This is a genomic window from Janthinobacterium sp. ROICE36 (assembly GCF_002869965.1).
Lineage (GTDB): Bacteria > Pseudomonadota > Gammaproteobacteria > Burkholderiales > Burkholderiaceae_D > Janthinobacterium.
On sequence record NZ_PEBS01000012.1, the window covers coordinates 1 to 19134 of the forward strand.

Below are 19134 nucleotides of genomic sequence, written 5' to 3' on the forward strand. Positions count from 1 at the left end.
TTTACTGAAAAACGAAAAGACAACCAAGGCCGGCATCGCTACCAAACGCTTAAAAGCTGGCTGGAATGCCGACTATCTCGCCAAGGTCTTGGGCTTGCCGACCTGATGCTTCATGCAATCGCCCTGGTCGGCACTGGTGGCGACCCGTCGATTATCCAGCGCTTGTGCATGCAGCATCGGCCCGGCTCCCCGATAAAGTTGAAACAGCAGAAAGCATGAGTGTAATGCCAAGGCTGACAAAATGAAAATAATCGCCGCTGCCGTACGCTGGCTGGCGCGAAAAACCTGCTAGTCTGCTGGCATTCCACCCTCACAGGAGCATCGCATGCTGCATCGCCTGACGCATCACTTTAAATACCTGTCCCTCGTCGCCGCCATCGCCATGGCCGGCGGCTGCGCCACCACGTCCGACGGCGCCAAGCCGGACACGGGCCTCACGCCCAGCTACAGCCTGACGAATACCTACTGGAAGCTGACAGAACTCGATGGCGCCCCCGTGACGATGACGCCGGAGCAAGAGCGCGAAGTGCGCATCACCCTCACCGACGATGGCAAGGTCCACGGTTTTACGGGCTGCAACCGCGTGATGGGCGGCTACACGCTGGCCGGCACGGCCCTGCGCTTCACGCAGCTGGCCGGCTCGCGCATGGCCTGCCCGCCGCCGTTGATGCAACTGGAAAGCGCCGTGCTGGCCAATTTGAACAGCGTGACGGGCTACCGCTTCGATGGCGAATACCTGATCCTGCTCAAGGATGGCGCGCCCGTCGCCCGCTTTGAATCGGTCTACCTGTGAAATAAAAATCGACTGCCGTTACAATGGCTTCCATCCCATCATCCGGAAGGAAGCCATGTCTGCACTGCCCTCGCCGCCTTCACCCCCGCCACCATCGGCCGCCGGCCGCTACCGCGCTTTTCTGTTTGACATGGACGGCACCGTCATCAATTCCATCGCCGCCGCCGAACGCATCTGGGGTATCTGGGCGCAGCGCCAGGGCCTGGACGTGGCAGCCTTTTTACCCACCATCCATGGCGCGCGCTCGGTCGACACCATCGCCAAACTGCGCTTGCCCGGCGTCGACGCGCAGCGCGAGTCGCAGGGCATCACGGATGCAGAAATCATCGATGTGGATGGGATTATTGAAATTGCGGGCGCGCTGCGCTTTTTACAATCGCTGCCGCCTGCGCAATGGGCCATCGTCACGTCGGCCCCGCGCGCGCTGGCCACTGCACGCCTGAAGGCGGCCGGCATGCCAATTCCCGCCATCATGGTGACGGCGGAAGACGTCAAGGCGGGCAAGCCGAAGCCCGATTGCTACTTGCTGGCGGCTGAAAAACTGGGCGTGGCGCCCTTGGATTGCCTGGTGTTCGAAGACGCGTCGGTCGGCATCGAGGCGGGTGAGGCGGCCGGCGCGAAGATCATCGTCGTCACCGCCACGCATGCGCACCCGCTGGTCACGCACCACCCCGCCATCGACAGCTACGAGAGCATCGTGGCAACCGTCGATGCGGATGGTTTCATCGTGCTGGCGCAGTTATCTGCCCCTGCGATTGCAGTACCGGCGACAAAATAGCCTGCTCCAGCGCGGCGAAAGCCGCATGGCCGCGCTGGCGGGGGCGCGGCAAGTCTACCCGCACGTCCAGGGCAATCCGCCCATCCTCGATCAACAGCACCCGGTCGGCCAGGGCCACCGCTTCGGCAACATCGTGCGTCACCAGCACGGCCGTGAAACCGCGCGCCAGCCACAGCGACTCGATCAGCTGCTGCATTTCGATGCGCGTCAGCGCGTCGAGCGCCCCCAAGGGCTCGTCAAGCAGCAGCAATTGCGGTTCGTGCACAAGGGCGCGCGCCAGCGCCACGCGCTGCTTCTGCCCGCCCGACAAGGCCGCCGGCCAATCGTCCGCCCGTTCTGCCAGACCCACCGTCCACAGCGAGGCGGCCGCCGCGCCGACGGAACGCGGCAAGCCCAGAGCCACGTTGGCTAGCACTGTCTTCCACGGCAGCAGCCGCGATTCCTGGAACATGATGCGGATATCGGGCGCGCCCACGCCGCTGCCGATGGCGACCTTGCCCTCGTCGATGCTTTCCAGGCCCGCGATGGTGCGCAGCAAGGTGCTCTTGCCGCAGCCGCTGCGCCCCACGATGGCGACGAATTCGCCCGCCTCCAGCTGCAGGTCGACGTTGTTCAGGACCGGGCGTTCGCCATACGCCTTGCTCAATTGCGTCAGTTCCAAAGGCACGCCGCGGCGCGCCAGCGGGGCAGACGGCGTGCCCCTGGCTTGCGGCGGCGCGCTGGTGTGGTCGTACTGCACGAAGAGCGACAAAAAATCCGTTTCGATCTGGATGGGGGCGAGCAGCATGGTTTTTTCTTTCCTCATTTCGTCACTATCGGTAGGCGGGATGCCAGCGCAGGCAGTGGCGTTCCAGCCCCCGCGAGAACAAATCGGCCAGCTTGCCCAGCAAGGCGTACAGCAAGATCCCCACCAGCACCACGTCCGTTTGCAAAAATTCGCGGGCATTCATGGTCATGTAGCCGATGCCGGCCTGCGCACAGGAGCCGCTGCAAGACGCCATCCGCATTGCCACCGCGCTGGCCGCGCGCCTGGCCGAAACGGCGAATGCCCGCGACCAGGCCGGCGGCCACGCGGCCCAGGAACGCGAAGGGCTGCGCGATTCAGGCTTGCTGACCTTGTCGATTCCCGTCGAATTCGGCGGCCAGGGCGCATCCTGGCCCCTCGTGTACCAGGTGATCCGCATCCTGGCGCGCGCCGACAGCGCATTGGCGCATGTCTTCGCCTTCCACCATTTGCAGCTGGCCGGCCTGCAGCGATACGGTAGCGCGCAGCAGCAGCGCCGCCTGCTGGCCCTCATCGTCGACGAGCGTCTGTTCTGGGGCAATGCCTTGAATCCTCTCGACAAACGCGTCACGGCCATCGATAGCGATGACGGTTACCTCCTCGACGGCATCAAGCGCTTTTCTTCCGGCTCCGTCGGTTCCGACTGGCTGACTATCTCCGCCTGGCACGCACCCACGCAAACGGCGCTGATCGCCGCCCTGCCCACGCGCCAGGAGGGCGTCACCGTGCAGGCGGACTGGGACGCCTTCGGCCAGCGCCAGACGGACAGCGGCAATGTGCATTTTCAGGCAGTCGCCCTGCCGCAGGAAATGGAAATAGTGTTCCGCAAGGGCGCGCTGGCCGTGTCCGTGGCCGAAGCCAAGTGCCTGGCGCACAAGGCGGGACTGGAAATCAGCAGCCAGATGTTCGAGCTGACGGGCGCCCGTTCCACCTCGGCCCAGTATGGCTTCGACCGCTACTGGCGTAACGTGCGCGTGCATACCCTGCACGACCCCATCGACTACAAGCTGCGCGACCTGGGGCGCTTTGCCTTGACCGGCACGCCGCCCGAGCCGACCGCGTACTCATCATTCACCACCAAGGAGGCAGCATGACCATCGCCCGCCGCACCGTGTTGCTTACCGCCCTGAGCCTCACCCTGACCAGCAACCTTGTCCACGCCAAGGCCCCGAAGGAAATCACCATCGGCACCAGCGCCGGACCGTACGCGGACCAGATCAAGCTGGGTATCAAGCCTATCCTGGAAAAACAGGGTTACAAGGTCAAGCTGGTGGAATTCAATGACTACATCCAGCCGAACTTTGCGCTGGCCAAAGGTTCGCTGGATGCCAATGTGTTCCAGCACATCGTCTACCTGAAGAAATTCGCGCTCGAGCACAAGCTGGCGCTGACAGACCTGATCACGATACCCACGGCGCCAATCGCCATCTACAGCAAGAAGTACAAGACCCTGGACGAGGTAAAGGAAGGCACGACGGTGGGCTTGCCGAACGATCCGACCAACCAGGCGCGCGCGCTGGTGCTGCTCGACCAGCTGGGCTGGATCAAGCTGCGCGCCAGCTACGACCCCGTGCGCGCGTCGGAAAGGGATATCGCCGTCAACACGAAGAAAATCAAGCTGCTGCCGCTGGAAGCGGCGCAGCTGCCACGCTCCCTGGGCGACACCGACTACTCCTTCATCAACGGTAATTATGCGCTGGCGTCCGGACTGAAACTGACGGACGCGCTGGTGGCCGAGAAAATCTCTCCCGACTACATCAACCTGGTGGCCGTGCGCACGGCAGACAAGGACAAGCAGTTCGCAAAAGACCTGGCGGCCGCCTATCGCTCGCGCGAATTCCTCGACATCACGAACAAGCACTTTGCCGGCTACTCGAAACCCGACTACCAGCAAGCCTTGCAGACGGCGGCAAAATGAGCCATGGCAAAGACGCTACGCTTCAACGCCTTCCAGATGAATACCGTAGGCCACCAGTCGCCGGGGCTGTGGACGCATGCGCGCGACCGCAGCCACCGCTATACCGACCCCGAACACTGGACGGAACTGGCGCAGCTGCTGGAAGCGGGCCTGTTCGATGCGGTTTTTCTTGCCGACGTGCTGGGCGTATATGACGTGTACCGGGGCAGCCTCGATGCGGCCCTGGACGAGACGGGCATCGACGGCTTTAATCTGGCCTTCGCCGTGGCGCACGACAGCATGGCCGACGTGGTGGCCCACATCGTGCCGGAACTGCAGCGGCGCGGCCGCTACCGCACCCGCTACGAGGAAGGCAGCCTACGCCACAAGGTCTTCGGCCAAGGCCCGCGCCTGCCCGCCGATCACGCGGGACGCCAGGTCAGCATCACACCCGGCAGCGCCACCCTGGCTGCGGCCTGAACACCAGCTTCGCCAACAGCTATGCATGCAAGGATGCGTTTGCGTCCAGCCCCGTTCCGTGTCAGCATACGCCACCTTGGCAACACGGATAAGGATTGCAATGCCCCTCACTCTCACACGCGCGCTGGCTCTGGCGCTGCTGGCAGGCCATGGCTCCCTGGCAGTGGCGCAGACGCCGGGCTGCGATGTCTGCGCCGCCTGGAATGCCGACCAGGCGCCGTTCCGCATCTTCGGCAATACCTATTATGTGGGCGTGAAAGGCCTCAGTTCCGTGCTGGTGACGTCGCCGCAGGGCCATGTGCTGATCGACGGCGGCCTGCCGGAATCGGCGCCCAAGATCATCGCCAATATCGACACGCTGGGCTTTCGCATCGAGGACGTCAAGCTGATACTCAATTCGCACGGCCATATCGACCATGCGGGCGGCCTGGCCGAACTGCAGCGGCGCAGCAATGCACTGGTGGCCGCCAGCCCGTCGGCGGCGCTGGACCTGGCGTCGGGCGAAGTGGGGCCGGACGACCCGCAATACCACGCGCTGCCCAAGTACCCGCCCGTGAAAGACATGCGTTTGGCGCGCGACGGCGGCCAGTTCAAGGTCGGCTCCATCGAACTGACGGCGCATGCCACGCCAGGCCACACGCCCGGAGGCCTGAGCTGGACGTGGCTATCGTGCGACGGCCCGCGCTGCCTGAACATGGTGTACGCGGATAGCCTCAACGCCGTCTCGCGCCCCGGCTTCAAATTCAGCGCCAGCAGCGAATATCCACACGCGCTGGCGGATTTACGCCACAGCTTCGAAAGCCTGGAAAAACTGCCCTGCGACGTGCTCATTTCGGCGCACCCGGAAGCATCGCAATTGTGGGAGCGGCTGGAGGCGAGCGTCACGGGCGGCAGCGATGCCTTTGTCGATCCGCAGGCCTGCCGCGCCTACGTGGCGGCGGCGCGCACCTTGCTCGACTCTCGTCTGGACCAGGAAAAACAGCAGTAAGCTTGCCAGTAAGCTTGTCAACCGTGCACGCTGGCCTGACGCCAATCTGCTACGCTGGCGCCATCCATTTGAAGAAGGATTGCCATGTTCACACTCGCCAGACTGTTTCCCCTCGCCGCCATCGTGGCCATCACTGCCGGCTGCGCGCAAACGCCCGTGCGCAGCGATGCCGCCGCCGCCGCGCCCGGCGCCACCTCGCCCGCCAAGCCGGCGCCCAAGCTGACACAGACGCAATGGAAGCTGATGGAATTGAAGGGCAAGCAAGTGCTGCGCAAAGCAACTGAACAGCGCGAAGTGACCCTGCTGCTGGCCGAAGGCCGCGCCAGTGGCCACAGCGGCTGCAACCAGATGATGGGCGGCTACACCAGCGATGGCGTCAGCACCCTGGCCTTCTCGCAGCTGGCCGGCACCATGATGATGTGCCAGCCGCAGGACATGGACCTGGAGCGTCTGCTCTTGACCACCCTGGGCGAAGTCAATGGCTACCGCTACGCCGACCAGGAATTGCTGCTGCTGAAAGATGGCGTGCCCGTGGCACGTTATGAAGCGCTGACGGTGAAGTAAGGTCGTTGCAAAACCGGGGGCTCCCCCCGGCATGAAGAGTGCCCGAAAAACGTTCAGGACCAGGCGCAGCGCCGCAGGCAGTACGCTAGTACGCCAAGGCGCTGCAGCGCCGCCATGGGCGTTTTCTCGGGTACTCTTCCTAGTCGTTGCGCATCTGCGCCTGCGACACGTTACTCTCAGGCGGCACGCTCTGCGTCAGCCACACATTCCCCCCGATGGTCGATCCTGCGCCGATGGTGATGCGCCCCAGCACGGTCGCGCCCGCGTAGATGACCACGTCGTCTTCGACGATGGGGTGGCGCGGCGTGCCCTTGATCAGCGCACCGCTGGCATCCGCAGGAAAGCGCTTGGCGCCCAGGGTGACTGCCTGGTACAGGCGCACGCGCTGGCCGATGATGGCCGTCTCGCCGATCACCACGCCCGTGCCGTGGTCGATGAAGAAGGATGCGCCAATGTGCGCGCCAGGGTGGATGTCGATGCCCGTCAGCGTGTGCGCGATGTCGGCGATCAGGCGCGCCAGGAACGGCGCGCCCAGCGCATGCAGGCGGTGCGCCAGGCGGTGGTACAGGATGGCGATAGTACCCGGATAGCACAGCATGATCTCGGCCACCGAGGTGGCGGCCGGGTCGCCCGTGTAGGCGGCCTGCACGTCCGACACCAGCAAGGCGCGGATCTCGGGCAGGCTGGCGGCAAAGGCGCGCGTGATGTCGCGCGCCTGCTGCGCCAGTGCCGCATCGTCGCTGGCGGCATCCTGCTCCTCGCCGGCCGGCACCGAAAATAACAGGCCGCGCCGTACCTGCTCGCTAAGGCGGTTCAGGGTGGTGTTGAGCGTGTCGCCGACAAAATAGTCGATGCTTTCATCCGTCAGGTTAGGCCGCCCGTAATGGGTGGGAAACAGGGCCGCCGACAAGCCGTTGACGATGGTGGTCAAGGCCTCGCGCGACGGCAGTTCGCGCACCCTGCCGTTATGGCGGATCTTGTGCTTGTCTTCGCGCGAGCTGCGCAAGGCCAGGATCACGGGCCCCAGGTTCCACTGGGGCGTGTCGTCGGCGGGCGCTGCGGGATCAATGCTGTGCATGGCGTATCACTTCCAAAAATGGCAAACAAGCCGGGTCGCCCCAGCATAGCGGTGGCAACAAGCGATGCAAACGAAGAATTTCAATATTCCATATGCGAAAAACACATATGGATGACAAACAGCGTCGGCGCCAAACCCGATTCCAGTCACTAGCGTAAAATGACGGACTAACAAAAACACTCTTCAACATGACTAAATTATTAACCTGGATTTTGGCGGGCCTGGCGATGGTCGGACCGCTTGCAATTGACACCTATCTGCCGTCTTTCCCCGCCATCGTGCAAGATTTCAATGCCAGCCCCCTGCTGGTGCAGCAAACCCTGAGCTTTTTCCTGTTCACGTTCGCCTTCATGATGCTGTTTTACGGCACCCTGTCCGATTCCTTCGGCCGCCGTCCCGTGATTCTCGTCTCGCTGGTGCTGTATGTGATCGCCTCCGTGGGTGCCGCGCTGGCGCCGTCGCTGGGCTGGCTGCTGGCCTGGCGCGTGCTGCAGGGCTTGTCGGCGGGCGCAGGTTCCGTCATCGGCCGCGCCATCGTGCAAGACCGCTATTCGGGCGCCGCCGCGCAGAAAATCCTCTCGCACATCATGATGGTGTTCGCGCTGGCGCCAGCCATCGCGCCCGTGCTGGGCGGCTGGCTGCAGGTGGGACTGGGCTGGAGGGCGATCTTCTGGTTCCTCACGGCCTTCGGCGTGCTGATGTTCATCGTCGTCTGGCGCGCGCTGCCGGAAAGCCTGCCGAAGGAGCAGCGCCACGCCTTCCACCTGGGCGACATCGCCGTCAATTACTGGAAAGTGCTGTGCCACCGCCAGTTCCTGCTGCTGTCGACGGCCATCGGCGCCGCCTTTGGCGGCTTCGCCCTGTACATCGGCTCGGCCGCCTACTTCATCATCAACATCCTGCACCTGCCGGAAACGGCATTTGCCTGGCTGTTCATTCCCTTAATTAGCGGCATGGTGTTCGGCTCGGCCCTGTCGGCGAAAATCGCCCACCGATACAGCCAGCGCCAGATGATCTGGGCCGGCTTCATCCTGATGCTGGTGGCAGCGCTGGCCAACATCGGCTATAACTATATCTTTGCCGCCGAAGTGCCATGGGCCGTGCTGCCCCTTTTCTTCTACTCGTTCGCCCTGTCGATCGCCATGCCGCCGATGACCCTGATGGCCTTGAACCACTTCCCCAACAACAGCGGCCTGGCCTCGTCGATGCAGTCGTTCATCCAGATGCTGCTGTTCGCGCTGGTCTCGGGCCTGGTGGCGCCGTTGCTGTTCGACAGCGCCCTGAATCTGGCGTATGGCGTGATGGCGGGGCTGCTGGTGAGTTTGCTGTGCTGGGTGTTTGCGCAGGGTAAAGCTGAAGCCTAGGCCAGATTACGGCCAGGGCGCGGGGGTCACATCGACATACTGCGCCCCGCCCTGCTCAGGGGCCGGTTCCGCCGCATCACGCACGGCTGGCTGATTCAAGGACCCGGCCGGCGAACGCAAACTCAAAATCTCCTTGCGCGCCTCGACGAAGTCGGCGGAACTCAGGGGATGTTGCTGGTCGGGCCAGTGGCTGACAGCCCACTCCTGCAAGGTTTCAAAGCGCCGCCACAACTCGGCGACGAAGGCGCGGCGCGCCTCTTCCAGCTGTTCCGGGGTCTTTTCAATTGCTTCGCTCACATTGACTTCCATGGCCGTTTCCTCGCTGACAAGTTGTCCTGCCAGCCTACTCTGAAACCAGCCAGGCCTCTGTTCGCGAACGAACACAGGATTTATTCGGGCATCTTGCGGAAGCCCACAGCCAGGCGGTTCCAGGTATTGATGGAGCCGATGGCCAGGGTGACGTTGACCATCTCCGCCGGCGTCAATTGCTGCGCCAGCGCCGCATAGTCTTCGTCCGAAGCATGACCTTGCGGCAGCAGGGTTAGCGCTTCCGTCCAGGCCAGCACGGCCCGCTCACGCGGCGTGAAGAACGGCGTTTCGCGCCAGACCGACACCGCATACAGGCGGCGCTCCGTCTCGCCCGCCTTGCGCGCATCGCTCGTGTGCATGTCCACGCAAAAGGCGCAGCCATTGATTTGCGAGGCGCGCAGGCGGATCAGCTCGAGCAGCGAGTGTTCCAGGCCCAGCTTGGCGATGGCCGCTTCCAACGCACGCATGGCCTTGACGGCGTCCGGTGACGCTTGTGTGAAATCGATTCGTTGCTGTGTCATGATGCATTCCTTGATAGAGTAGAGATGCACTATTGTAGAAGCGCGCATAGCGCGCGCGGCAGGCCAATCCTGCCGAAAAACGGCAGACCACCAACAGATATTCCATGGAACTACATATCCTGATCGACGGCACGCGCGACCTGGGCGGCCAGCTGTATCGCCAGCTCAGCGAAGCCATCCGCTCGGGCCGCCTGAGCGACGGCCAGCAATTGCCGCCCTCGCGTCTGCTTGCCAGCCAGTGGGCCTGTCGCGCAAGACGGTGTCCGACGTGTATGAGAAGCTCGCTTATGAAAAACTGCTGATAGGAAAGGTCGGCGTGGGCAGCTTCGTGCAAACCCCGCATGCCTCGCCGCAGCGCCGCCACGCCAGCACGCCGCTGGCCAGCGCCGAGCGCATCGCCCGCTGGGAAGCGACGCCCACGCCCTTGCGCCAGGCCAGCCAGGAAACGCCCGCGCGCTACGCCTTCATCGGCGGACGCGCCACCCCCGCGCACTTCCCGCAAGATGAATGGCGCGCCTGCCTGCTGCACGCGCTGCGCCAGGATGGGCAGGCGCGCGGCCGCTATGGCCCTGTCGCAGGCTTGCCCGCCTTGCGCGCGGCGATTGCCGGCCACGCTGCCTTCAGCCGCGGCATCCATTGCACCGAGGAACAGGTGCTCGTCACCAGCGGCGCGCAGCAAGCCTTGCATCTGCTGGCGCTTACCCTGCTGGAGCCGGGCGACACGGTTGCCGTGGAAGAACCTGGCTACCCGGTGGCGCGCGCCGTATTCGCCAGCCAGGGCGCGCGCGTGGTGGGCGTGGAAGTGGACGAAGATGGTCTTGTCGTCGCACAAATCCCCGACGGCACGCGCTTGATCTATGTCACGCCCGCACATCAATTTCCGCTCGGCATGCCGATGAGCATGGCGCGCCGCCATGCCTTGCTGGAGCGCGCCCGGCAGCTGGGGGCCATCATCATCGAGGACGACTACGACAGCGCTTTCCGCTACGAAGGCCGACCCGAAGATGCGCTGCAAAGCATGGACCGCTACGGCGTCGTCGCGCACGTGGGCAGCTTTTCCAAGATCATGCTGCCGGAATTTCGGCTCGGCTATGCGGTGCTGCCGCAAGCCCTCGTGGCCGCCGTGGAAACGGTGAAATACCTGACGGATTGCCATACGGCCAGCCTGGGCCAGCATGCGCTGGCCAAGTTCATCGGCGATGGCCACTTGCTGCGCCATCTCCGCCGCTGCCACGACATTTATGCGGGGCGGCGCGAACGGCTGCAGCACTGGTTCAACGGCCCCTTGGCGCCGTGGTTCCGCCTGGTGCCGGCCAGCGCCGGCTTCCACGTAGCGGCCCTGGCCCAGGCGCCGCTCGATATCGCCGCATCGCTGCGCCGCGCGCGCCTGGCCGACGTCAGCTTGTATGCGCTATCCGGCTTTTACGATGGCCCCGCCCGCCATGAAGGCTTGTTCCTCGGCTATGGCGCCATCGACAGGCTCGATATCGATACGGCGCTGGCCTGCGTGCTGGCGATCCTGCAAGAGATCGCTCCCCTGCCCCTCAGCGCGGCTGCCAGCCGGGTTGCCAACGATAGTGTCCCGTGATCGGATAACTGAATAACATATTTTCCTCGCGCGCGCCCTCGCCGATGTTGTGGATGATGAGAGGCACGCCGCTCCACGACTGCTTGTCGCTGACGATGCCGATATGCGTGAGGTTGCGCGGCAGGCGCCAGGTGACGATGTCGCCCGCGCGGTAAGCGTTCGCTTCCTTGGCTGGCGGCAGGCTGGTGCCGTGGCGGGCAAAAAACGTGCCCAGGTTGGGCACGCGGCGGTGGTCGATATTGCGGTCCGGCCCCTTCATTTGCCAGCGTCCCTGCTGCTGGTACACCTGCCACGCCTTGCGCATGTCTTCGTGCACCAGTACCTGCAAGTCCTGCCCCAGCTGGCGGTAGGCGCGCACCACCACATCCGTGCACACGCCACGCTCAAGCGGCACATCGCCGCCCGGATACGCGAGGCGCTCGTAGCGCGGGTCGTACTGCAGGGTCACGCCCACCTGGCTGCGGGCGGCGACGACGAGGGCTTGCGGAGTGGCAGGGGCTGCCGACGCCAGCATCGGCGCCAGCACAAGCGCCAGGAGGGAGAGCAGTTTGATAGGCATCAACGTCGGTGGGCGGATGGAAATGCCAACTTTACCCCAGCGGCAGGGAAAACGTCGGACGCCAGGCGGCCAGCTGCGCCAGGTGGGTGGGGAAATCCACGGCCGGGCCAGCCGCATTGATGGTCTCAAAGTAATCATGCCAGCCCGTGGCGGCGATACCGGCCAGCAAGGCGTCCAGCGCCGCCTCGTCCGGGAAGCGCCAGACGGCATAGAATTGCTGGGCAGCCGCATGCAGCTTGCCGCCGTCGATGGCGCCCATGGCCAGCGCTTCGGCGCCGCTGCCCGACAAGGCCGCCATGCCGGCGCCCACCGTGTCGAAATACGCCTGGCGCGCGGCGCCATCGAGGGCCAGCCAGGCAGGTTTCGGGCTGTACAGTTCTAACAGGTAATGCATGTTTACTCCTTGGGTGAGGTATCGTCAGGCCAGCGAGCGCTGGGCCCGCTTGCAAATGCGTGCCGTCGCAGCATTGTCACTTTCCTGCAGCCATTGGGCACACAGCTTGCGCACCCAGTCCGGCTGGCTCTTGGCTGCATCGTTGAGCCAGTTGGCCACGGCATCCTGCACGTAGACGGCCGGGTCGGCGCGCAGAGGCTGCAGCAGGGGCAAGGCCAGTTGCGGCGCTTCTTTTAACTGGGCAATATGCGCGCACCACACGCCGCGCGGGCGCAGCGCTTCGCAGGCAAAGCGGCGCACTCTTTCCGACGGGTCCGCCGTCCACGGTGCCAGCAGCGCGATGGCGTCAAGCAGATGCGCAGCCAGCCGGGGCCGCAGCGCCAGCCAGGCCCATTCACGCACGCCGAAGTGGCCATCGTCGGCCAGCGGCCGCATGGCGGCCAGTTGTTGCGGCAAGGTCCAGCCAGTTTGGGCGGCGATGGCAAAGCAGGCCCAGCCACGTACCGTATCGGACACATGGTCTTGCAGCGGCGCCAGGTCAACTTGACCGTCGAGCAGCAATTGCGCCGCCAAGACCATGCGTTTGGTGATGCCCGCTGCGGCCTGCGCGCGCATCCGGTCCAGCCGGGCGGCGCCGATATCGGGTACGGCTGCGACCAGCAGCTGGGTGAAATCGATGGCCAGCCCTTCCGTCAGGGTGGCGCTGGCCACGCTCCCCCCGTTCAGCAGCGCCAGGCGCGCGGGAGTCACGTCAGCGACGCCACGGCTCATGCAGCACCTCGGTCCGTCTTACGCCAGGCTTTTTCCAGCAGTGCACTGAACACCTGCATTTCTTCCGGCGTGAAATCGGCAAACAGGCTGGCGATCCATTGCGCATGTTCGTCGACCAGGGTGGAGGCGGCAGCTTCTCCCTTGGCGCTCAGGCGCACCAGCAGCTTGCGCCGGTCGACCTGGTCCGCATGGCGCGCCAGGAAACCGTCGCGCTCCATGCCGTCGAGCAAACCCGTGATGGTGCCGCGCGTCACGCCGGCCCGCTCGGCCAGTGCGTGCGGCGAGAGTCCGTCCGGCACATCGCGCAGCAGGGACAGCAACACAAACTTGCCTTCCGACAAGCCATGCCGGCCCAGGCGCGTGGCGCAATCGCCATCGATGGCGGACGCCAGGCCCAGCACTTCAAAGCACAGGCGCAGGCGCCCGAGGGATGCCGGGGTGTCCGGGCCGAGCGCGCGGCGCTGCACGTCGCCCAGCAAGGCCGTGTATTTCTGTTCGAGTTTTATCATATGGCGCAATATAATATTGCGCCATACTAAATGTCAAATGAAAAACTGTGATGGTTTTCCCGCCGGCTCAAAGGTGGGCTTTATCCTTCGCCCAGGCGATGATGGCCAGCGCATCGATGGCGCCCGGCTGGCGCGCCACTTCCACGCCGCGCAAAAACAGGGCCAGGGTGGGAATGCTGCGGATATTGAAACGGCTGCCCAGGTCCGGCGACGCTTCCGTATTCACCTTGACGACGCGGAACGCCGGCTCCAGGGTCTTGGCGGCCTGCACATAGAATGGCGCCATGCTGCGGCACGGACCGCACCACGGCGCCCAGAAGTCCACCAGCACGGGAATGTCGCTGCGTTCGATATGTTTGAGGAAACGGGCGCTGGCCAGGTCCACGGGCTGGCCCATGAATAAATCCTTTTGGCACTTGCCGCAGGTAGGCTGCTCGCTGAGGCGGGCGTGCGGCAGGCGGTTGACGGCGTCGCAATGGGGGCAAACGATGTGCAGGGAGTCTGGCGTGGTCGAGGTCATGGCATTCCTGGGAAGCGTAGCGTAAAGTGATCGGACATTTTACGGTGTATCGTGCAGCCGCGTCGGCACGCTGGCGGCACTTTTGCACAGAGTCAACTATAGTGCGCTGGAGCGGCGCGCACATTGCCAAGCCGGCCGAGGAAAAAAATGCCTGATGTCGCAGAAAACATGGATCTGAGCACCACCCCCGTCCACGCAACACTGGATGCCGCCCTGGCCTTGCAGCGTGCCGCTTATCTGGCCCACCCCGTGCCCACGCTTGCCGAGCGCAAACACGACCTGCAAACCTTGCAGCGCTACATCCGCGACCATAAAGACGCGCTGTGCGAGGCGATCAGTGTCGACTATGGCAACCGTTCCCGGCACGAAACCTTGCTAGCGGAGATATTCCCCGCCATCGACGGCATAGACCATGTATTAAAACACTTGAAAAAATGGATGAAGCCGCAGCGCCGCAGCGTGGACTGGCGCAATTTTCCAGGCGCAAGCAACCGCGTGCTGCCCCAACCGCTGGGCGTGGTAGGCGTCATCGTGCCGTGGAATTTCCCCGTGAACCTGAGCCTGGTGCCTTTGACTTACATCTTCGCCGCCGGCAACCGCGCCATGGTCAAGATGAGCGAAAATTCGCGCCACCTGGCCCGGCTGCTGATCGACACCATGCCCGCCTACTTTCCACCGGAAAAATTGCAGTTTTTTGAAGAGACAGGCGGCGTGGGCATGGCTTTTTCACAACTGCCGTTCGATCACTTATTATTTACGGGGTCCGGCCAGACGGGTCGCGCCGTCATGGCGGCGGCGGCGCGCAATCTGTGCCCCGTCACCCTGGAGCTGGGCGGCAAGGCGCCGGCCATCGTCTGCGCCGATTTCGATGTGCGCACAGCCGCCGAACGCATCCTGTTCGTCAAGTACTTGAACGCGGGGCAGATCTGCACCAGCGTCGACCACGCCTGGCTGCCCGAAACGAGCATTGCCGCCTTCGTCGCGCATGCGCGCCAGATCGTGCCCACGCGCTACCCGCAGCTGGACACGCCCGATTACACCTCCATCATCGACGAGGCCGCCTTTCAGCGCCTGCTGCTGGCGCTCGACGAAGCGCGCGAACGGGGCGCACAAGTGATTTCGCTGTTGCCGGGGCCTGCCTACGACCGCGCCACGCGCAAGATCGCGCCGCATATCGTGCTCGACGCGCCCGAGGACAGCCTGCTGCTGACGCGGGAAATCTTCGGCCCCATCCTGCCCCTGCGCGGCTACACGAATCTGGAAGGCGTGATCGACAGCATCAATGCGGGACCACGCCCGCTGGCCATCTATCCGTTCAGCAACAATAAGCAGACCGTGCAGAGGCTGATCGACAAGGTGATGTCGGGTGGCGTCTCCGTCAACGACGCCCTGTTCCATGTGGGCCAGCACGACCTGCCCTTCGGTGGCGTGGGCGAGTCCGGCATGGGCCACTACCACGGTGTGGAAGGTTTTCATACCTTCAGCAAGCTGCGCCCGGTGTTTTACCAGGCGCGCTTCAGCGCTTTGACACTGCTGCGGCCGCCATATGGCAAGCTGGCCAGCCGCATACTGAACTTCCTGACCCGCTGATTACAGGAACAGCGAGGCGGCGATGGCCCACATGACGAGGGCAATGATGCCGTCGAGCACGCGCCAGGCCATGGGCTTGGCAAACACGGGCGCCAGGTAGCGCGCACCAAAGCCCAGCAGGAAGAACCACAGGGCCGAAGCCATGATGGCGCCGCCGGCGAAGTAGAAGCGTCCCGCGCCTTCATGCTGGCCGCCGATCGAGCCGAGCAGGATGACCGTGTCGAGGAAGGCGTGCGGGTTCAGCAAGCTGAACGCCAACGCCGCGCCGATCACGGCCCAGTAACCTTCGGGTGCCTTGGCGGCCGACACCGTCAGGGCCGTTGGACGCCAGGCCGACTTGGCCGCGCGCAAGCCATACGCGATCAGGAAGGTGGCGCCACCGGCTTTGGCCCACAGCAGGAAGTTGGGATTGTCGGCAATGAACGTGCCCATGCCAGCCACGCCGGCCGTGATCAGGATGGCGTCGCACAGCAAACACACGAGTATGCAGGTGAGCACATAATGGCGCTTCAAGCCCTGCTTGAGCAAGAATGCATTTTGCGTGCCGATGGCCACGATCAGGCTCGCTCCGAGCCCCATGCCTTTCAAGAAGATTGCGCTGTCCATATTGCATCCTTTATTGCTTTCCATCACGCGCACGGCCGCCCACGCTCTGCCGGCAACGGCAAAGTCATCAGTGGTAGGTGGAGGGTGGTGCGGAACCAGGAGGACCGCGCGGGAGAGTGGAGTTGTTACCCTATTTCAACAGTGTAAAGAAAAAGTAAATATAAGTATAATGAATGATTCTAACTATATATAAGAGAATCTTATGCGCGTTGTCGATTACCGTGGCTTGGCCGCCCTCGACGCCGTAATCGGCCTGGGCAGCTTTGAAAAGGCCGCGCAAGCGCTGGCGATCAGCCAGCCGGCCGTGTCGCAGCGCATCCGCACGCTGGAAAACCTGGAAGGCACCTTGTTGATCATCCGCAGCCACCCGCCCCTGCCTACGGAAGCGGGCCAGCGCCTGATCGCCCACTATCGGCAAGTCAAGCTGCTCGAAGCGGCGCTCGACGCCCAGCCCGGCCCCACCACGCAATTGCCGGAGCTGGCCATTGCCGTCAACGCCGACAGCGCCGCCACCTGGATCCCGGAAGCGCTTGGGCCGCTGCTATCGCCGCCGTCGTGCCTGCTCGATATCCGCCTCGACGACCAGGACCACACCCTGAGCCAGCTGCGCGAAGGACGCGTGTTTGCCTGCGTCACCAGCGCCAACGATCTGGTGGCCGGCACCACGGCCACGCCGCTGGGCGGCATGCGCTATCTGTGCGTGGCATCGCCGGGATTCGCGCAGCAATGGTTTTCCCATGGTTTTACGGTGGAGGCCGTCAGCCAGGCGCCCGCCATCACGTTTGGCAGCAAGGATGCCCTGCACGAGCGCTACCTGCAGCACCGCCTCGGCTACACGGGCCGCTATCCGCACCATGTGCTCGGTTCGGCGCGCGACTTCGTGCGCTTCATCGAAGCGGGCTATGCTTATGGTATGGTGCCCCTGCTGCAGGCGGAAACGGCGCTGGCCACCGGCAGGCTGGTCGACGTGGCCGCCGGGCAGGCGCTCGACGTGCCCCTGACCTGGCATGCCTGGGATATCCAGACGCCCCTCACGCGTACCCTCTCGGATGCCGTCATCGCCACGGCGCGCAAATGGCTGCTGCAAGATTGAAATAAAACACGAAACAGTTAGCTGCTCTACACTGCAAGCATCATCCACCACCATCAGGAGCCAGCATGACGATCCTGCGCACCACATTGTTCGGTTTGGCGGCGACCATCCCGCTCGCTGCCAGCCTGGCCGCCTGCTCCCCCTTGACCGCCATCAATGCCTTGTCGTCCGGCAGCGCCTCGCAAGTGACGCGGGGCTTGGCCTACGGCCCCCTGCCACGGCAAAAACTCGATGTGTATGCCCCAAAAATCCGTACGGGGTCCGTGCCCGTGGTGGTGTTCTTTTATGGCGGCAACTGGACGACGGGCGAGCGCGCCGACTATGCCTTCGTTGGCCATGCGCTCGCGTCACGCGGCTACCTGGCCGTGATCGCCGACTATCGGCTATATCCGGACGTGCACTACCCGGAGATTTTGCAGGATGCGGCCCGCGCCGTGGCCTGGGCCGCGATGGAGTCCGGCCGCCATGGCGGCGACCCCGCCCGCTTGTTCGTGATGGGCCATAGCGCCGGCGCCTACAATGCGGCGATGCTGGCGCTCGACGCCAGCCTGCTGGCGCGCCACGGCATGCACCCGCACGACTTGCGGGGATGGATAGGTCTGGCCGGTCCGTATGATTTCCTGCCGATCGAAAACACCACCACCCGTCCCGTCTTCTTTTACCCGGACACGCCCGCCTCTTCGCAGCCCATCAACCACGTGACTGCCGAGGCCCCGCCCGCCTTGCTGATCGCCCCCCTGCCCGGACGGGATAAACTGGTCAATCCGCAACGCAACACGGGTGGCCTGGCCATGGCCTTGCGGGCACACCAACGGCCGGTGACGGAAACGTATTTCGACAAGGTCAGCCATACCACCTTGCTCGCCTCGCTGGCCAGCCCCTTGCGCATGCTGGCCCCCACGCTGGACGCCGTGAGCGCTTTTATCGACGCCAACAGCAAGACGGACAACGCGGGCACGCCGCAAGGCACGGGCATGCGGGAAAGCTCGGCTACGCGGCAACGTCCTGCAACGGCGCAAAGTCCTGCAACGGCGCCGAGCGCCGCCACGCAAGCTGCCGCAGCGCGCCCCGCCACCCACGACAATACGCCCGCCCCCTGAAGGACGGGCGCTCTGCCCGGACCAAAATGCACGATGCTGCGCCAGCTAAGCGCATCGCAAGGCTCGGTCCGCGTGACGCGGATTGCGCTGCCATTCAGGCCCCAGCAGCGGCCCGCTTATTCTTTACGGCTGGCGCTGCTGCTTTTGCTTTGTGCGGAGCCCGCTTGCGATGCGCTGCCGCTGGCCGAGCTTTCGCTGCCGGCCGACTGCTGGCTACCCTGCTGGCTGACGCTTTGCAGGCTTTGACCGTCACGGCTTTGCGCGCCGCGCTGCTGGTCGCGGTTGGCGCCGTTTTGATGGTTGGCCTGGAATGGTTCGGCGACGCGCTGCATGGTTTCCTGCTGCTTGCGCACGTTTTTCTGCGTTTCTTCCGCAGCCGTGCGGGCCACTTCTTCGGCCAGTGCCTTGGCAGTACGGCTCGTTTCATTCACATGCCGCTCTGCCACATTGGCCAGTTCGACCTGCGTATCGGCTGCCAGGCGCGACAGCTGTTGCTGGTACTTGCGCAGTTGCTCGGCGGCTGGCTGGCCCGCTACGGCAGCCACCTGGAACACATCTTCAGCGCGCTCGAGCGTCAGCAGGTTCTGGCTGGTGACAGTGGTTTCTTCCAGCAAGCCTTGCGCCAGTTGCATGTTCAAGTCATTAAAATGCTGCACCGACTGGAACAAGGACTTCGACACACCATTGAAAAAAGCCAGTTGCGCTTCCAGGTGGTTTTTGGCGGCAGGGGTAACACTAGGGAAATAGGGATACATGGAGTTCCTCATTAAATAGCGGTTGGGTAGACACAAGGCGACACCACCGGCTGTCGAACGGTGAAGCAGACGACCGGGCTACGCCACGAAACG

Annotated in this window: 24 protein-coding genes and 2 pseudogenes; 14 read left to right on the forward strand and 12 right to left on the reverse strand. The window is 64.1% G+C overall.

The genetic code is table 11. The features are described from left to right. From CSZ94_RS27950 to CSZ94_RS07055, 3 genes are all read left to right on the forward strand, one after another. Positions 1-219: hypothetical protein (locus tag CSZ94_RS27950; protein WP_180977391.1), on the forward strand; the 219-nt coding region annotated here is incomplete at its 5' end. 106 nt (positions 220-325) lie between these two features. Then, the gene (locus tag CSZ94_RS07050) at positions 326-793 is read left to right on the forward strand and encodes an META domain-containing protein (protein ID WP_102120863.1); all 468 of its coding nucleotides are present in this window, start codon (positions 326-328) and stop codon (positions 791-793) included. A 55-nt stretch (positions 794-848) separates the two neighbouring features. Further along, positions 849-1571, forward strand: a complete 723-nt coding sequence (locus tag CSZ94_RS07055; protein ID WP_102120864.1) for an HAD-IA family hydrolase — start codon at positions 849-851, stop codon at positions 1569-1571. Here CSZ94_RS07055 and CSZ94_RS07060 read toward each other — a convergent pair. Together CSZ94_RS07060 and CSZ94_RS07065 are read right to left on the reverse strand one after the other, a co-directional pair. After that, entirely contained in the window at positions 1516-2358 is an 843-nt protein-coding gene (locus tag CSZ94_RS07060) for an ATP-binding cassette domain-containing protein (RefSeq protein WP_102120945.1), read from the reverse strand. The genes CSZ94_RS07055 and CSZ94_RS07060 overlap by 56 nt on opposite strands. Positions 2359-2383: 25 nt before the next feature. Next, positions 2384-2551: pseudogene (locus tag CSZ94_RS07065) on the reverse strand (ABC transporter permease); the annotation flags it as partial. On the opposite strand from CSZ94_RS07065, the gene CSZ94_RS07070 reads away from it, so the two are divergent. The 5 genes and pseudogenes from CSZ94_RS07070 to CSZ94_RS07090 all read left to right on the forward strand — a co-directional run bounded on the left by CSZ94_RS07070 (position 2535) and on the right by CSZ94_RS07090 (position 6284). Beyond that, positions 2535-3449 carry an acyl-CoA dehydrogenase family protein gene (locus tag CSZ94_RS07070; RefSeq protein WP_102120865.1) on the forward strand — a complete coding sequence of 305 codons (915 nt, stop codon included), beginning with the start codon at positions 2535-2537 and terminating at the stop codon, positions 3447-3449. The pseudogene CSZ94_RS07065 and the gene CSZ94_RS07070 overlap by 17 nt on opposite strands. Next, entirely contained in the window at positions 3446-4273 is an 828-nt protein-coding gene (locus CSZ94_RS07075; RefSeq protein ID WP_102120866.1) for a MetQ/NlpA family ABC transporter substrate-binding protein, read from the forward strand. Before CSZ94_RS07070 ends, CSZ94_RS07075 begins: the two co-directional genes overlap by 4 nt. Positions 4274-4276: 3 nt before the next feature. Continuing rightward, positions 4277-4498 (forward strand): annotated as a pseudogene (locus tag CSZ94_RS28525) (5,10-methylene tetrahydromethanopterin reductase); the annotation flags it as partial. A gap of 334 nt (positions 4499-4832) precedes the next feature. Next, positions 4833-5720, forward strand: coding sequence for a subclass B3 metallo-beta-lactamase (gene bla / locus CSZ94_RS07085; protein WP_102120868.1), 888 nt, complete (start codon positions 4833-4835; stop codon positions 5718-5720). Between the two features lie 84 nt (positions 5721-5804). Then, positions 5805-6284: an META domain-containing protein gene (locus tag CSZ94_RS07090; protein ID WP_102120869.1), complete on the forward strand. Its 480-nt coding sequence runs from the start codon at positions 5805-5807 to the stop codon at positions 6282-6284. A 139-nt stretch (positions 6285-6423) separates the two neighbouring features. Here CSZ94_RS07090 and epsC read toward each other — a convergent pair whose 3' ends face one another. After that, complete coding sequence (epsC, locus tag CSZ94_RS07095) at positions 6424-7362, reverse strand: serine O-acetyltransferase EpsC (RefSeq protein WP_102120870.1); 939 nt, start codon at positions 7360-7362, stop codon at positions 6424-6426. Positions 7363-7550: 188 nt separating this feature from the next. Between epsC and CSZ94_RS07100 the strand changes: the two genes are divergently transcribed. Continuing rightward, complete coding sequence (locus CSZ94_RS07100) at positions 7551-8726, forward strand: multidrug effflux MFS transporter (RefSeq protein ID WP_102120871.1); 1176 nt, start codon at positions 7551-7553, stop codon at positions 8724-8726. Positions 8727-8732: 6 nt separating this feature from the next. Here CSZ94_RS07100 and CSZ94_RS07105 read toward each other — a convergent pair whose 3' ends face one another. Next, positions 8733-9035 carry a hypothetical protein gene (locus tag CSZ94_RS07105; protein WP_102120872.1) on the reverse strand — a complete coding sequence of 101 codons (303 nt, stop codon included), beginning with the start codon at positions 9033-9035 and terminating at the stop codon, positions 8733-8735. 80 nt (positions 9036-9115) lie between these two features. Further along, positions 9116-9556, reverse strand: coding sequence for a carboxymuconolactone decarboxylase family protein (locus CSZ94_RS07110; RefSeq protein WP_102120873.1), 441 nt, complete (start codon positions 9554-9556; stop codon positions 9116-9118). Positions 9557-9660: 104 nt separating this feature from the next. On the opposite strand from CSZ94_RS07110, the gene CSZ94_RS29170 reads away from it, so the two are divergent. Together CSZ94_RS29170 and pdxR are read left to right on the forward strand one after the other, a co-directional pair. Further along, positions 9661-9858, forward strand: a complete 198-nt coding sequence (locus tag CSZ94_RS29170; protein ID WP_308410542.1) for a hypothetical protein — start codon at positions 9661-9663, stop codon at positions 9856-9858. Next, entirely contained in the window at positions 9825-11144 is a 1320-nt protein-coding gene (gene pdxR, locus CSZ94_RS07115; protein WP_308410543.1) for a MocR-like pyridoxine biosynthesis transcription factor PdxR, read from the forward strand. The genes CSZ94_RS29170 and pdxR overlap by 34 nt, the downstream gene beginning before the upstream one ends. Here the strand turns inward: pdxR and CSZ94_RS07120 are convergent. The 5 genes from CSZ94_RS07120 to trxC form a co-directional block, all read right to left on the reverse strand. Beyond that, positions 11101-11703: a DUF1287 domain-containing protein gene (locus tag CSZ94_RS07120; protein WP_102120874.1), complete on the reverse strand. Its 603-nt coding sequence runs from the start codon at positions 11701-11703 to the stop codon at positions 11101-11103. The two genes, pdxR and CSZ94_RS07120, sit on opposite strands and share 44 nt — an antisense overlap. Positions 11704-11734: 31 nt before the next feature. Further along, positions 11735-12097 (reverse strand): DUF6616 family protein, encoded by a 363-nt coding sequence (locus tag CSZ94_RS07125; protein WP_102120875.1) that lies wholly within the window; start codon positions 12095-12097, stop codon positions 11735-11737. A 24-nt stretch (positions 12098-12121) separates the two neighbouring features. Further along, a complete protein-coding gene (locus CSZ94_RS07130; protein WP_102120876.1) occupies positions 12122-12868 on the reverse strand; it encodes a HEAT repeat domain-containing protein in 747 nt (248 codons plus the stop codon). Continuing rightward, the gene (locus tag CSZ94_RS07135) at positions 12865-13374 is read right to left on the reverse strand and encodes a MarR family winged helix-turn-helix transcriptional regulator (protein WP_219725983.1); all 510 of its coding nucleotides are present in this window, start codon (positions 13372-13374) and stop codon (positions 12865-12867) included. The genes CSZ94_RS07130 and CSZ94_RS07135 overlap by 4 nt, the downstream gene beginning before the upstream one ends. 70 nt (positions 13375-13444) lie before the next feature. Next, positions 13445-13897, reverse strand: coding sequence for a thioredoxin TrxC (gene trxC / locus CSZ94_RS07140; RefSeq protein ID WP_102120878.1), 453 nt, complete (start codon positions 13895-13897; stop codon positions 13445-13447). Between the two features lie 147 nt (positions 13898-14044). Here trxC and CSZ94_RS07145 point away from each other — a divergent pair, with 147 nt between their 5' ends. Next, positions 14045-15487, forward strand: a complete 1443-nt coding sequence (locus CSZ94_RS07145; RefSeq protein WP_102120879.1) for a coniferyl aldehyde dehydrogenase — start codon at positions 14045-14047, stop codon at positions 15485-15487. Here CSZ94_RS07145 and CSZ94_RS07150 read toward each other — a convergent pair whose 3' ends face one another. Beyond that, positions 15488-16093 carry a LysE/ArgO family amino acid transporter gene (locus CSZ94_RS07150; protein ID WP_102120880.1) on the reverse strand — a complete coding sequence of 202 codons (606 nt, stop codon included), beginning with the start codon at positions 16091-16093 and terminating at the stop codon, positions 15488-15490. A gap of 202 nt (positions 16094-16295) precedes the next feature. Between CSZ94_RS07150 and CSZ94_RS07155 the strand changes: the two genes are divergently transcribed. Beyond that, positions 16296-17186 (forward strand): LysR family transcriptional regulator ArgP, encoded by an 891-nt coding sequence (locus CSZ94_RS07155; RefSeq protein ID WP_102120881.1) that lies wholly within the window; start codon positions 16296-16298, stop codon positions 17184-17186. 65 nt (positions 17187-17251) lie between these two features. After that, positions 17252-18286, forward strand: a complete 1035-nt coding sequence (locus tag CSZ94_RS07160) for an alpha/beta hydrolase (RefSeq protein ID WP_102120882.1) — start codon at positions 17252-17254, stop codon at positions 18284-18286. Between the two features lie 116 nt (positions 18287-18402). Here CSZ94_RS07160 and phaP read toward each other — a convergent pair whose 3' ends face one another. Further along, positions 18403-19041 carry a TIGR01841 family phasin gene (gene phaP, locus CSZ94_RS07165; protein ID WP_102120883.1) on the reverse strand — a complete coding sequence of 213 codons (639 nt, stop codon included), beginning with the start codon at positions 19039-19041 and terminating at the stop codon, positions 18403-18405. Positions 19042-19134: the final 93 nt, after the last annotated feature.